This is a genomic window from Leptospira adleri, assembly GCF_002811985.1.
Classification (GTDB): Bacteria; Spirochaetota; Leptospiria; order Leptospirales; family Leptospiraceae; genus Leptospira; species Leptospira adleri.
On sequence record NZ_NPDU01000094.1, the window covers coordinates 1 to 14,781 of the forward strand.

General features: G+C 41.3%; 11 protein-coding genes and 2 pseudogenes. 3 read left to right on the plus strand and 10 right to left on the minus strand.

The window, feature by feature from the left end; all coding sequences use genetic code 11:
* The 6 genes from CH376_RS21615 to CH376_RS21640 all read right to left on the minus strand — a co-directional run.
* On the minus strand, nucleotides 1-1,012 hold a 1,012-nt coding region (locus CH376_RS21615; protein WP_100788390.1), incomplete at its 3' end, for an FIST signal transduction protein.
* Nucleotides 1,013-1,126: 114 nt separating this feature from the next.
* Nucleotides 1,127-2,326 carry an MFS transporter gene (locus tag CH376_RS21620; RefSeq protein WP_100786307.1) on the minus strand — a complete coding sequence of 400 codons (1,200 nt, stop codon included), beginning with the start codon at nucleotides 2,324-2,326 and terminating at the stop codon, nucleotides 1,127-1,129.
* A gap of 209 nt (nucleotides 2,327-2,535) precedes the next feature.
* Nucleotides 2,536-3,588, minus strand: a complete 1,053-nt coding sequence (locus CH376_RS21625; protein WP_100786308.1) for a methyltransferase domain-containing protein — start codon at nucleotides 3,586-3,588, stop codon at nucleotides 2,536-2,538.
* A gap of 147 nt (nucleotides 3,589-3,735) precedes the next feature.
* Nucleotides 3,736-3,909 carry a rubredoxin gene (locus tag CH376_RS21630; RefSeq protein ID WP_100786309.1) on the minus strand — a complete coding sequence of 58 codons (174 nt, stop codon included), beginning with the start codon at nucleotides 3,907-3,909 and terminating at the stop codon, nucleotides 3,736-3,738.
* Between the two features lie 98 nt (nucleotides 3,910-4,007).
* Nucleotides 4,008-5,156, minus strand: a complete 1,149-nt coding sequence (locus tag CH376_RS21635; protein WP_207767188.1) for an alkane 1-monooxygenase — start codon at nucleotides 5,154-5,156, stop codon at nucleotides 4,008-4,010.
* Between the two features lie 422 nt (nucleotides 5,157-5,578).
* On the minus strand, nucleotides 5,579-6,490 hold the full coding sequence (locus CH376_RS21640; RefSeq protein ID WP_100786311.1) for an AraC family transcriptional regulator: 912 nt from the start codon (nucleotides 6,488-6,490) through the stop codon (nucleotides 5,579-5,581).
* A 187-nt stretch (nucleotides 6,491-6,677) separates the two neighbouring features.
* Between CH376_RS21640 and CH376_RS21645 the strand changes: the two genes are divergently transcribed.
* Together CH376_RS21645 and CH376_RS21650 are read left to right on the plus strand one after the other, a co-directional pair.
* Complete coding sequence (locus CH376_RS21645; protein ID WP_100786312.1) at nucleotides 6,678-7,433, plus strand: SDR family NAD(P)-dependent oxidoreductase; 756 nt, start codon at nucleotides 6,678-6,680, stop codon at nucleotides 7,431-7,433.
* A gap of 1,107 nt (nucleotides 7,434-8,540) precedes the next feature.
* Complete coding sequence (locus CH376_RS21650) at nucleotides 8,541-9,743, plus strand: ankyrin repeat domain-containing protein (RefSeq protein ID WP_165783649.1); 1,203 nt, start codon at nucleotides 8,541-8,543, stop codon at nucleotides 9,741-9,743.
* A gap of 74 nt (nucleotides 9,744-9,817) precedes the next feature.
* Here the strand turns inward: CH376_RS21650 and CH376_RS21655 are convergent.
* From CH376_RS21655 to CH376_RS21675, 4 genes and pseudogenes are all read right to left on the minus strand, one after another.
* A pseudogene (locus tag CH376_RS21655) lies at nucleotides 9,818-10,033 on the minus strand (helix-turn-helix domain-containing protein); the annotation flags it as partial.
* Between the two features lie 131 nt (nucleotides 10,034-10,164).
* Entirely contained in the window at nucleotides 10,165-10,701 is a 537-nt protein-coding gene (locus tag CH376_RS21660) for a hypothetical protein (protein ID WP_125231947.1), read from the minus strand.
* Nucleotides 10,702-11,269: 568 nt separating this feature from the next.
* Nucleotides 11,270-11,566: a hypothetical protein gene (locus CH376_RS21665; protein ID WP_100786315.1), complete on the minus strand. Its 297-nt coding sequence runs from the start codon at nucleotides 11,564-11,566 to the stop codon at nucleotides 11,270-11,272.
* A gap of 1,569 nt (nucleotides 11,567-13,135) precedes the next feature.
* The gene (locus tag CH376_RS21675) at nucleotides 13,136-13,738 is read right to left on the minus strand and encodes a putative Ig domain-containing protein (RefSeq protein ID WP_100786317.1); all 603 of its coding nucleotides are present in this window, start codon (nucleotides 13,736-13,738) and stop codon (nucleotides 13,136-13,138) included.
* 525 nt (nucleotides 13,739-14,263) lie between these two features.
* Between CH376_RS21675 and CH376_RS21680 the strand changes: the two are divergent.
* Nucleotides 14,264-14,715: pseudogene (locus CH376_RS21680) on the plus strand (transposase family protein); the annotation flags it as partial.
* Nucleotides 14,716-14,781 lie beyond the last annotated feature (66 nt).

Genomic DNA, 14,781 nt, shown 5'->3' on the forward strand with positions numbered 1-14,781 from the left:
CTTCTTTTACACGGGTTCCGAGAAGATGCTTTCGCATGATGCACGAAAAGGCGAGAGCAAGAGTCGGTTGAAATTTTTTCTTAGCCCTACTCGAATTCAGGGAAGTATCTTTGAGATCGTCTACGATATAATTTCTAAGCGCTTCCGTTAGTTGGACTTCCGATCCTTCGGGAATTTCACCCGCAAAAAGAACGCTTCCATCTTCCTCGTTAAACCCGCCGGGGACACGGAGATAAAAATGTTCCGAATTTTTTTCGTAAACCGCCAGCGGAAATTCGGGAGCCGGAAAGGAATAATCGCCTAAATAATAGTGATAGTAGTCGATCGCACGCATATCATCGATTTTGAATACGTTTTTGCCTTTTACGCTCGTCGCGACCGCTCTTCTACCGATAGGTTTCCACGTATTGGAAAGGCTATAACTGTATTCGACCGGTCCTCCAAAAAGTAGAATCACGGAAGAATCGGTCACAACCCTGTTCCGATAAAACTGTTTGATCGGAAGGTCCGTTCCGAACGGACGGGCCGAGACCCCGCCGAAAACCTTACAACCCGGAGCCAGATTTTTATTCAGCGTTTCTATTATGGAATTTGCGGAAAGGGTAAAGCTGTCAGTAAAAAGTATGCAGAGTTTCTCCTCTTTCTCCAATCCGTTCTTTGCTTCAACTAACGCCAATTTGGCGCTACTTTCGGAATTACCTTTCGGATCGGAACCAAGTCCTATCGAAAACTGAATTTCATCCGAGTAAAAAAGAAGAAGGATGACTGAATCGTCGCTAAAACCCAAATCGTTCGTAAGTTCTCCGGCGGTCGTGCAACCTACAAGCTGAATCTCAGGAAATTCATTGTTGATCGTTTGGAGCATCAATTCGTGATCGAATCCTTGTCCCGCAAAAACCATCGCTGCGCTCGGAAAATAATCCCCCAGATTCAATTTGCTTTTTACGATCGCCGCTCGAGTGGCGGATAACGTATCGATATCTTCTCCCTGACCGATTCCAACTAAAAACATAAGAGCGATTTCCTATTGGTAATAAATTGCGTAAAAATTTGATTCGTTCTTAACGAGGTAAAGACAGATTCTTACAAACGAGACTATGTTGCAAATGTTTTGCGATCGTTCCGATCACTTCTTATAGTCTGAAATAACTTTTTTACCGGATTCTTCCTCATTTAATTTCCAAAGAAAGAATAAACCGAAGATCGGGCCGATCGAAAGCAAAGTAAAAAGATAACGAGGAATCATGAAAACGGATAACGCATTTATAAATTGGATGCTTAGAATTGTAATTCCAAAACCGATACAGTTTACGATCGTAAGGGAGGAACCTCTTGATTCTTCCGGAGAATTCTGAGCGACCAAGGTCGAAAAGAGCGGAGAGTCCGCGATCACTACCGAGCTCCAAAAAAATAAAAAACAGAGCAGAAATAACATAGAATTTGAATATAATAAAAAAGGAGAGAGCAAACAGCAAATACATGACAGAAACAATGCCGAAAAAGCGGTCCATTTTAAACCGAAAACCTGGGAAAGAAAACCGCTCAGGACGCAGGCAAAAGCGCCGAATCCTATGATAAAAAAGGAAAAAAAGGAAACGTTGATTGTGTCTTCCGGGAAACGCCGGTTGTAGTCGACAAGCATCAGCGGAACAAAAGCCCAAAATGTATAGAGCTCCCACATATGTCCGAAATATCCGAAAGAAGCGGATCTAAAATTCGGTTTCTTAAATCCGCGAAGGAAGGAGACAAGATTTAATTTCTGACCAACCTTTCGATACGGTCCGTTCGGAACAAAAAGAAAAACGGAAACTCCGCCTAAAAAAGATAAGATCGATGTTGTATATACAACATATTTCCAAGGATAACCTGAAATCAAATCTCGTATCAAATGAGGAAGCGCCGTTCCCAAAACCAGCGCACCTACCAAAAAACCCAACGACTTTCCCAGACCGGAACGAGTGTGATCCGAAGCCAGCTTCATTCCGACCGGATAAATTCCCGCCAAAAAGAAGCCGGTAAAAAATCGAAACGAAAGAACCGGGACGGGAGATAGGAACCCGAAAGCGATTCCGAGATTGAAAAGTCCTGCCAAAAGGGAACTGACAAAAAAAACATTGGAAGGCGAGAATCGATCCGAAATCGTAAATACCGAAAAGATCAAGGTCCCGGAAATAAATCCGAGTTGGATTGCGCTCGTTAGATGGACAAAAAAAGAAGGATATAGTTCGATATCGTTCGCCATTTCGGAAACGATCGAATTCCCCGCGAACCAAAGTGATGTGCAGAAAAATTGAGCGACGACTATGATCGGTAAAATTTGATTCATTCCACGTTAGACTCTCTTCGATCTCTTTTAAAACAAATTAAAATATTCTAAATCTAGAAAGCGATCTTACGGACGGAGCTCGTTACGGAGTTTTCTTTTCAGGGGGTATCTTTGCATAATACGCAATCGCTAAGCAGCTATCCTTTTCTTAAAACGCTACGGGTTAAACGCGTCTTTTGGCGCAAATCGAATACGGTTTTTTCCGAAGGTCAACAGCAAGAAACCGAAGAATTATTTCTTTCCAAAGAATTCCTCTCAGGTCCGCAGTCGAATAAACCGAAATGCCGGCTTCTATCTCCGTCGATCTTAAAATAAGAAGAATACCTCGTGTCCTCCAACATCATCGCCGTATTTCCGCAGACTAAAGAAGGACGAAACTTTTCAAAATGATGATGATCGTCCAAAAGAAAAGAATCTTCCGAATTGGGAATTCCTCCTAAATACGTTGCGACTTGTCCGTAGTCCTCGCATTTATCTTCTAAAGGCAGTTTGAAAGCCCTGATCGTCATAGAATTGAATTCCGTCTTACCCACTCTTTCGATAATGTCCTTATCGACAAGATCCACCTTCGAAGTCGAAAAAACTCTGAAGTCCAAGTTTCCCAGCCGATTCAGAAGTCTTCGAAAATCCTCGATATACATGGCTCCTCCTAAACATTCTCCGTAAAGAACCGGATCCTGCGCGATGTCGATCGGTATTCTTCTGCTTGAAAAGATATCGGAAAAGAAAAGTTCTCCGCCCGGTTTCAGGATTCTAAAAATTTCGGAGAAAACTTTTTCTTTAAAGGGTGAAAGATTAATCACACAATTCGAGATAACAACATCGACGGATGAATCCGAGATGCCGAGGTCGTTCAAGTTTTCGATATATCCGTTTAAGAATCGGACGTTTGATTCTTTATATCCGAACCGTTCCTGATGGTATCTAACGTGTTTCTCCGCTACGGTTATCTGCTCTTCGGTCATGTCGACTCCGACGACTTTGCCGTTCGGACCGACGAGTTTCGAAAGAAGAAAACAATCTCTGCCGGATCCGCTGCCTAAATCCAGAACGGTCTTTCCTTCCAAAGCGTAAGGAATCGGAGAACCACATCCGTAAAACCGATCCTTTACTTCTTCGTGGATCTCGTTTAAGATATTCAGTAAATACGAAGGCGTTCGATCCGTGGTGCAACAAGCGTTAGTTTTCAAATCGCGGTTTGATTTTAAGACCGCTCCGTAGTATTCTTTTACGTTTTTCATCACATTCGCTATTCGATTCATGTTTGCACCTAATAATCATTATACGATCCGATTCTAAATTCAATCGATCTTGTCGGAGTCCGAGGTCTTGAAAAGAACTTTTAGCGTTCGGTCGAGTTCGATCAAATAAAAAGGCTTCAAGAACGCAAAAGACGCTACACTGAAGGATCAACCTTTTTCGTCGACGACGATAAAATCGGTCTTATCTCGAACCGCACAATCCGGACAAATCCAATCTTCAGGAAGCGCGGACCAAAGCGTATTCGGAGGATAACCTTCTTTCGGATTCCCCTCTATTTCGTCGTAGACATATCCGCAACCCGGACATTTGAACTTAGACATGGTTTCCCTCTTAGAGACAAAGTAAAAATTCGAAGATGAGGACTCTTTCAATCTTCGCGGATTCTTCGAACGAAAAAATTAGAACTTATGTTTCGCCTTCATTCTTTGCCGTATTTTTTATAAATCTCTTTTTTGTGCGATTCGTCTATTTGGATCTTACTCAGATCGCCGCCGGCCCAAGACACGACTCTCGGATCCATTAAACTTCGAAACAACGGAGTAAACAATGCGACGCCGAACATTCCTCCGTAGCCGTTCGGCATTTGCGGAGAATCGTCAAAATGTCTCAACGATTGATAATGTCTCGTAGGATGCGCGTGATGATCCGAATGTCTTTGAAGATGAAAAAGAAGAAGATTCGAAATCAGGTGATTGCTATTCCAAGAATGCCTTGGCTGACACTGCTCATAGCGACCGTCCTCTCCCTTTTGCCGTAAAAGACCGTAGTGTTCGATGTAGTTCGCGGTGGTCAGCTGCCACCATCCGAATGCCGCTTGAATCGGCAAAAAGATAATCATGATAGGACCGAAAGCTACGACTAACGCGCCATAGACGACCAGAGTCACCGCTAAGGGCTGAAGAATTTCATTGTCCCAGTTCCAAACGCTCTTCCCGCTTCTTTCCAATCGAATCTTTTCCAAATTCCAGGATCTCAAAAATGCCCCCGGAATTTCACGAAGAGCAAACTTATAGATATTCTCACCCATCCGAGAAGTGGCGGGATCTTCCGGAGTCGCCACAAAACGGTGATGCCCTTTGTTATGTTCTATAAAAAAATGTCCGTAACCCACGGAAGCCAACACGAGTTTAGCTAACCATCGGTCCAAGGATTCCTTTTTGTGACCGAGCTCGTGGCCCGTATTGATGGCGAGGCCGTTAACGAAGCCGAGGGAAAGGGTCAATAGCAAAAATTCCCACCAGCTTAGGGAATGAGTCGAAACCCACCAGGCGCAAACTATTAGAGAAGCGTAATGTACTGGAATAGTAAGTCGGGGAAGAATTCTATAATAAGGATCCTCTTCCAAAGCGGGGACAATCGATTCGGGAGGATTGTTCGGATCCTCCGGAAAAATCATATCCAAGACGGGAAGAATCAAATAGAAGATGATCAAAACCATCGCATAAAAAATTCCCCATCCCGTCGCGTGTGCGGCCCAAATCCCTAAAATCGGAGCGGAGGGAAAAATAAGAGAAAGCAACCACACGTAACGTTTTTTGTCCACATAGGACGACTCGACCCTTTCCATTGTTATCTCCTTAAATTTCTCCATTAGAAATTATCTTTCTTAAATAGAACTTATCGTAAGTAAATCATGGATTAATTCGTTCGAATGAACGACAGAAAAACAAGCCATTTCGTTGTTTCAAAGAAATATTATAATTCTTTGATAGAATTCCGCGCGGGAACTACACACTTTTCCGAATCATACTAAGGCGAAAGTTAGAATCAAAAGACTCGGCCCTCCGTTCTTAAATACAAATCACACGGATCAAAAAGGAAGATCCGATTCGCCGCGAAACTTGTGTCACCGTGCTTTGAGTAACAGAAGCCGAATATTGATTCAAGATGGGACCGGATCTCGAACCACAAAAGAAAACAAACGAGCTAATCGGATGTTTCCGAAAAATAACACATTTTAATATTTTAATATATTTTAGACCCGATCTTTCAGCCCGCGAAATCCGATTCGACCGAACGAAGATTTTCCATTTGTCTGATTCTCAGAGCGTCTCGAGAAGGAGGCGCGCCGAAAAAACGGGAGTATTCCCGATTGAACTGAGACGCACTTTCGTAACCGACCTGATACGCGGCTTCCGATACGGGGAAATCTCCGAACGCCAAAAGTTTTCTCGCTTCGATTAGTCTCAGTTGTTTTTGAAACTGAATCGGACTCATGCCGGCGATCTCCTTAAATTTTCTATGGAACGTGGTAACTCCAAGTCCGGATTTATCGGCGAGTCGTTTAATATCGATCGCTTTAGCGTAATTTTCACGAACCCAACGAATCGTCCGATGTATTCCAAATTCCTTACCTTCCATCCGAGACAACTTCCTCAAACGCCAACCCTGAGGTCCGAGAAGCGTTCGATATAAAATTTCGCGTTCGTAAACGGAAGCTAACGCGGGAATATGTTCCGGCGAATCCAAAAGCCTAAGCATCCTTGCCCACGCATCGATAAATTCTTCGGAGGCCGCGCAGGCTTGGAACTTTCCCGAATTCTCGGTTTCTTCTTGATGCTCTCCTAAGTCCTTCCATAGATCCAAGAGGGCGTTCTGATTAATGCGAAGTCCGAGAGAAAGATACGGAATTCCTTTCGAACCCTGATGAACTTTCGCAGTCGCCGGAATCTCCGCGGTCATCACGAAATAAGAAGGCGCCTTCAAACGAAGAATCTGCTCTCCGATCGAAATAGTTTTTCCTCCTTGGACGACGAAGCCTATCATCGGTTCGTACACAGCGGCAAGCTGATGTTCGGGGACTTCTCCTTGGATGATCAAAACTCCGGGCAAATCCGTTTGTGTCGGCCGAGTGGTCGCCGAAGCAGCCAGACGAGCGATTTCCTTTAACATATCTTTCATACGTCCAGTTCAACAAATAAGATATCTTTAGGCATTCTAAAAATTAAAAAAAGGTTAGAATCTGGATTTTGAAGAAAGTTTTCATATTTCATCGGTATAATTAGGCAATGATTCGATAGGATCCGATCTTGTTCGTTTAACAAAAATCTGCTAAGATTTCAAAAAAACCGAATATAAGAGGATTCAAATGAAAGTAGCGATCGTAACAGGTGGAAGTAACGGAATCGGAAAGAGCGCCGCGTTGGAATTGGGAAAAAAAGGAATCGGAGTGATTCTCACATATCATTCCGATCAAGAGAGCGCGGAAGAGGTAATTCGCGAAATTGAAAAAAATCATTCGATCCGTGCGATTGCGCTCCGACTCGATCTAAGCAAAAAAGAAACGTTCGCTGATTTCGCGAAAAACGTACGAACGAATTTGGAAGAAATATGGAACCGAAAAACTTTCGACTACTTGGTGAATAACGGAGGGATCGGCGGAGGAATGCCCTTTGACGAGATGACCGAAGAATATTTTTACAAAATCTTTAACACGAATTTTGTGGGCCCCTTTTTTCTCACTCAACATCTAATCCGATTTATGGAAGACGGAGGAAGAATCGTAAACATTTCGAGTTCATCGAGCCGCGGATCTTTTCCGGGATATTCCGCTTACGGTTCTTCCAAAGCCGCATTGACTTCTTGGAGCCGCTATTTAGCAAAAGAGCTGTCCCCTAGGAGAATCCGAGTAAACTCGATATCACCGGGTCCGGTTCATACAAATCTCGGCGGAGGAGTATTCGACAAACATCCCGAATTCATACAACCTCTTGCGGACCAGACCGCTCTGGGAAGAATCGGCTCCCCGATCGACATCGCTCATACGATAGTTCAATTTCTTTCCGATGAGTTCGGTTGGGTCACCGCGCAAGACATCGAAGTGTCCGGAGGTTTCTTACTCTAAGATCCGATCTTATTCTTAAGAAGTATCGTCTTAGTATTTCGTCGATCACGAGGGGATTACTAAGACGACTCGACTCTTGAAATATTTATAATATTTTTGGCGTTTCCGCTCCGCGGATCAGGCTCTTCGCTCTGATAAAGTTATTGATGTTGCTTTCTGAATATTGCACTCTACTCAAATACTGATACCTTAACCCCGCATCGATCCTTAACGCGGACTATCTCAAATCTCAGATAACTACCGGAAAAGGAACTAAAATTCAATACCTCAACTTATGACAATAGTATCATTCGAACGAAGGAATATACGTAAGCCTGTTCTTAATTGCCGGCTTCGTATTACAGTCGATCAGCTATTTTCGAATGGTAAAAACCGTTTTTCAACAAAATAGCGGGAGGGCGTTTCTTACCTGGTTTTCTCCATTTCTTATTCTTTTAATCTTTTTTTTATGGATCTATAGACCGTAACGATTCGTTTTTCGAAAACACTTTAAAAAGTCCTCCTAACGGGGATTGATCAGACAATCTTTAAAAAAGGAGAACGAATCCAACGACGAATTAGGCCTTAAATGTTTCCGCTGTTTTTTAGTATTCACGTGTTCAGATTCAAATAAACAAAGAATCCTTATTTACTTTGAACAGAGGGCAGGAAGGTAAAACCCAAGACGTTCGTGGGTTCCGCTTTTTGCGGGGTGTGAAATTTAAGGAAAGGATATGACCTTATTCTGAGGATTCATTTTGAGCATCTTATCGGAAAAATGAAATGTATACTATACCTTATCAAAGAAGGTCTACCTAAAATTCCGTAATGTCCCAAGTCTACTACATTCTCAAAGGGATTCATCGTCAGATGAGTTTCTCACCGGCATATTTCAAAAACGAAAAATTTTCAAGGGCGGAAACCAGACTTTTCCTAACGGATAGTTGACCTTCAAGTTAACACTTCTGTGTCTCAACTAAATGGGAAACAAAAGTATGGCGATATGGAGAAGCAAAAACTTTAAAGTTCGTGGCTTGGTGAGTCTTTCTCAAAATATCTTGCTCAAGCAGTTTCAAGACTAATTGTTGAACTTATTGAATGAAAATCAAGAGAACCTTCTTTTTCCTGATGAGAACAGCATTGATCGCCTTGCTTTCCTATCAATCAAATTGTTCCAATTCGAACAACATACCTTTGGGTGATGAATACACGGGCTCTGGACTGAGCAGCGATGAAATAAATTTTTTAGAATCGGTAAAATTAGGAACTGGAGACCGCGAGAATCTATTTGAAGTTCAAAAAGCATTGTCGAAAATTTCCAATATCGACGTTCAACATCCACGGACTGGATGCACCGCATTACTTTATTCGATAGATAACTACAAATCTCCCATAGTAGCCAAATTTCTAATAAAACACGGAGCAAGCGTAAACAAAATCCCTCCTTGTCGCGAGTCTCCCTTAGGCGGGGCCGCTTACGCGCAGAACTATTCCTTAGTTAAGTTTCTCTTAGATTCAGGTTCCAAAGACGTAAATTCGCAAGATTCTCTCGGCACTCCTTTGAATTTTGCATCAAGAGTACCCAATCTGCGTTTGATCAGATTACTGATCAAAAATGGAGCCGATGTCAATTTACCCGATAAGGTTAATGATACTTCGGTAATTACCCAAAATGATACTCCGTTAACAGTGATCACAAGGAATATAGACCAAGATTTCTCATATAGTGAATCGAATACAATCGAGGCGATGAAATTTTTGATTCATAAAGGAGCAAATTTGAACCATGTAAATCAAGTAGGAATGACACCATTGATGTATTCCGCCTCGTACGGTTCTTATGATATAACGAAACTTTTAATCGACGAAGGCGCAAACATCAATGCGGAGACAGGTTATGGAACACCGCTTATGCTTTCAGGATCTTATGACATAACGAAACTTTTAATCAATAAAGGAGCCGACATCAACGCCAAAAACTATTTCGGTTGTTCGGTCTTATTCAAGGTCGTCTCGGTAAAATACGGCTTCGACAAAGAAGAATATCAAAGTAGTTTAAATTGGCAGTACAAAACCGCCAAACTTCTAATTTCGAAGGGAGCCGATGTAAATGCAAAGAACGAGGACGGCTATTCCGTTCTCATGGCCGCGATATGGCCTGGTAAAACCTCCACGAAAATAGTAAAACTTTTGATCGATCACGGTGCAGACGTAAACGCAAAATCGAAAAACGGACTTACACCTCTTATTAAAGCCGCCAAAGAAAACCAATCGGAAGTAATACATTTGCTCTTAGAGAAAGGCGCGAAAAACATAAGTCACACAGATTAAGATATAAAACGGAACCTCAAGAAATGGAACTCACGTATACAATAAACTTTTTTGAAAGTAGGCGAAAAAACTCAATTTTGTTTTGCTGTCCTCCGGTGGCTTTTCGGAGTTTTCGGTTTATCCTTTAAACCGTCGATTCCAAATAACTCATATTGACTTAGGTATTTGTAACCCGTTACGCGGCTGATTCCAAATTCTTTGCAAAGGTCTATGATGGACCAGCCTCCCTGTTTCCAGGCAACTACAAACTTCATCCTTTCTTGATACACGTAGGTCTCCTTCCAAGGCATCGGCTTTCCTCCAATGCCAGGTATATGTCACCTATGTGCCCGGTCTGTTTTGTTACCTATCTGGGGAGTCTGTACCTTTTTAAACGTTCCCTTACATCCTTTATAAAAACAGAATTGTCAAGTTATGAAATTTAACCGCGCCGAATCGCTTCCGGAGTTGGTAAGGGAAGATTTTGATCGAGAAACTCCGTGAATTCTTGAAACCAAAAAACGAAAGCTTCCCAACCCGGTGGCGGTACAATCCAGAGGAAGCGGACCGAGGAAGGACCGAATGTGGAAGCGAAGCCATATTGTGTGCCGTCGATGATGATGCCTGTTCGCGGTTCTGCAAACGGAATGCTGATTTCGCGCAACTTCTCAAAGAAGAGTGAGATGGAAGCGTGATCGACTTCAGCCTGAGAACTATACAGAGTCGGCTCGAGTGTGGTTCTCCCTAAGTCTCCGGGGCGATCCCAAACAACGCGGCGCACCACGGACCGATCCGGAGCGTGATAAACGAGCCAGCGAGAAAAGAAATCAAAACTTGGGTAGCGCCAGAAATGGGTTAGCTTCGCGTTCTCCGGAGGAGGAGGAAGGGCAAGGAATTCGGCAATTGCTTCGAGCTTCTCTTCGGCTTGTCGCATCCTTTGAAACTGCAGGTCACTACTTAGCACGGTCTTCTCCTGCAAGGTTATTTCGAATAACTGAAATAACAAGTAGTTTGTTTGATTTCAAGCTTTTGTACATAATGTTAAACATGGACGAGTAAATTCAAGTCGCTATTTTTCATAATTAAAATTGTGACTGCACTTTCGGAATAGAAATTAAATATTTTACTGGAATATATTAGCGATATTGATAACATTCGTTTAGAATACGTAAATTACTTTTACTAAAATAAATTTTGGACCAGAAAATCGAAGCCTTAATCAGAATTTAAAGACTTGCTCGATAGCACTTCAGCAGTCATAAAAAAACTTTATCAACGAAGCTCTATCCGATATCTTTAAAGCAAAATCATTTCTATTCGAATTCGAGGAAGCCGAACTTCGTAATGGTAAATAGCACAATACTTTTGATAATGAACAATTGTTTATCATTTACGAAATCATAAAGATTGATCGTCGTTAACTTTTTGTTATAAATTTTGCTTCGTAGCGGAAATTTTAATTTAATATGGATGGGCTTGAATATCAATTACAATGTCCTGTTCGAGGATCACAGTAATGATACGAGTTATATCTCCGGCATAACTATTCAGATGTTCGAGATACTGGTATCTTTCATATTTCTTCCCCTCACTTCACGGCTTTCCAACATTGAAGAGGGGCCCCATGATTCAAACAGCATTTCCTTAGTCATCCCCCGTGATATGCGTTCATTAAAAATTAATTTACCATATTTATTTCCGTATTTTTTCAATAACATCTTAAGTCGTACTCGACGATCCAATTTGATTTTTTTTAGTCGCCTATATTTAATAGTCTCCAGCACTCCAACGACCAAAACGAAAGCTAAATAAACAAAAAAAATAATTGTTAAGGGATCTTTCATATACTCCTACGGCTGCAAAACTCAATTTTAGGAACCGCACTTTCGATGCATAAATATTGATTTCTTATACCTGCCAAAATACGTAAATTCTGGTATTACTAAAACAAACTCATCAAAAACTTAGATAAATTTCTACGATGACTATTTTTCTCAATGTTGAAGCTTCATCATGCCTAACTTAACGCGGTCATTGATAGCGCGTCCTACATTTTTAGAATGGTTAAGCAAACACTCTGTACGTAGGAGCTTACTAATTGAATATTCTAAAAAACAAGCCTCCGTCAAAGCTGTCAGATGTAAAAAGCCATTCTTGAAATTAATTCAATGCCACAAAAATAAAGTTGCAAACTCACAGACGCGCTGTCTCTGACTTGAATTCTTTGAGGTCTTGCAAAATCACTTTACGAATCGTCCCTCTGAAAAAAAATCAAAGGAAGCGCTTTGAAACGAGCGGGAATGGCCTCGGGAAGAGCATCATGAATTCCGATTAACGTAAGACCCGTGTATGCAATTAAGATCCTGTTAGTAGCAAGAAATACGAAACTACAATCTTCTGCCCGAGTGGTTTAAAACCCAGAATCCATAGCCTCCGTGATCAATTTCTCAACCGTGACCTTTTCGCCAAAGAAGATGCAAGCTTTGCGCCATTTTAGCCATCCAGTCCTGTTTTCGATTGTTCTACTATTTCAATGTTCTTAATTCCTTTGATGAACTCTGCCGTCCTTTGAATATTTTTCATTGTTTCCTTTAAAGCTCATGGCTTGATCGCATGAGGAGAGCTCTTCCCAAGTTCTCATTTGTGCGAAACTTTAAGGACACTATCTTGCTAAAGCGATATCTTTCAATCCTCCTTGGATCTCTTTCCCAAAGTTCGGATCATTGCCGAATATTTTAAAAAATAGGTTTTGATCGGCTTTCTATTGAGCAGATCACATTCACTTCGTCAAGTCCTTGTTTTTTGGCATGTATTAACAACAAGTTTCGACACTGGTCGACAATTCATGCGACCACCGCTATAACCTCTACGCTTTCAAGCTCTCGATTTAAGAAAAGATCATGAATACGAAAAATATTCTTACTGTATATTTCCCTCTTTGGGTGAAAATACAAATGCAAACCGCTTTCAATCTTTCGAAATTATTAGAACATTCTGACAAATATGGTGCGGGTGAATTACGTTATACTACGATTATTCTCGTAAATTCTATAGTTTTTTTTCTTACGAATGCCGGAGAAGGATTGATTATGACTAAAATTTAGAAAAAGTGAGAAGAGATTCAAGAATCAAATCCAAATCTTCGATGTGTTAAAGAATCGTTGAAATGAGAATCATATCAATCGAGAAAGAGAATTAAAAAATATCGCCCAGGTCAATTCCGGAACTAAAATGGCTTCAAAATCCGATCGTTAACCTGAGTTTTTTTAAGAAGTCCGGATATATCAGTAATTATCTTAGTTGAAGGGAAGATAAAAATAGCGCAAGTTTCGTTATTTGTAAACCTGCGCACTAAACCGATCCGCAACTGCGAATCGGAAATTTATAATTCAAATTGACGGGGGAAACGAAACTTAAAAACCACAAACGAGTGCGGTCTGGCAAAGTTCTAAGCTATTATACTTTCCTCCATTCGCATTTGGGCAAGTATATTTTCCACCACCGGCCGAGACGCAGGTCAGATTTCCAGCAGCTACCACAGTTAAGCGGAGTGTTGCGGTTTTGTTCGCGGAAGCTCCCGACAATGAAGAGGAAAGAGTATAATCAAATTCGAAATCTGTTTGAGCCATCGTTGCCGTTGGCGTCCCGGATAGCGTCTTAGTCGCCTGATCGTATGTTACTCCATTTGGAAGCGCTGAAATCGATGCGGGCTTCATAGTCAAATTACTGAACTTGCAATCCGGCGTTCCCGTAAATTCAATAAATTTTAATGAATGAATCCCGCGGCCAACTTCAGCCGAATTGAAGGGTAAAGATTGGCTCGGATTCGTATCAACATTTACCAACTTGTAAGAAGAAATATTTGGCTGACAAGTATAAGCTAAGAGAAAAACAGGGTTACTAACGAAAAGCGTTGTCAAAGGGTCATCTTCCTTTTTTTTCTTACCATCATCGCACGAAAAGATCAACCCTATCACCATGAATGCAGCCAGCGTCTTTAAAATGCTATTTTTCATTATTTTAATTTCTCCTAAATCAGTAAATTCGAATAAAATAGTTACTCAGTTTACTTAAATTCAAATAAATCTCTTTTTTGACAACTGATTTCATTTTATAAAAAAGGACCTAATCACAGGATTTACGAATATTTCACTATAAAAGTATGAAAATAATAAATTCTTCTATCCATGACTATCTCAATAAAAGGTTGTAGACCGTTCCAAATTCGATGGATTGCATATCCAAATCTATCGGTTGAATTATGCCTAAACACAGTCATCCATCATAAAATGATCTTCCTGAGATATGGAAAATCACCATTGCTAAGCTGTATAGAGTATCATCATCTTTGCATGTAACCTCGGACTTTAATCCAAAGGAAAGCGCACGCCTTGTTGATAAAGGCAAGATGATCGCCGTGATGTCTTTTACCGTTATCAAATAAAAACTAAAGTGCATCAATCCTTGCATCGCGCGTCACGCCCAGGAGACAAAAGCCGGCCCTTCTCCAGGATTCAATCTGAGAAATTGTGCGAAAGGCTTTGGATCGAATGCCAGAAGTAAACGGTCCTCCGCACCCAAACCGAGTCAGCGAAGAGATTGAAAAAAAGTCTTAGAGTATTCTCTACAACGTCCTACTCATGGATGTTTAAAGGTCGTGCAACAACTCAGTCTCAAGGGAATCAAAGTAAGCTCGGGAGGAGTTTGGGCGAGAAATAAACTCGTAACCAAACGTCAAAGACTTCTCAGACTCGAAGAACATCATAAAGATCAGATCATTCCTCTAAGCGAGGACCAGATTAAACTCCTCGAAAGATTCGATCCCGAATACAGAGAAAGGCACATACAAGCCGATTCTACTGGAGAATTAGTCTCCATGGACACTTTCATGGTCGGTTCCCTAAAGGGAGTTGGAAGAGTCTATTTGCAAACCGTTATCGATTGTCACAGTCGATTTGCTTGGGGAAGACTTTTTAATACAAAAGTAAGCGTCGAAGCAACCGCACCTTCCGCAACCGCAAAAATCTGTTAAAATCCTTTTGATGAAAAAATCGATTAT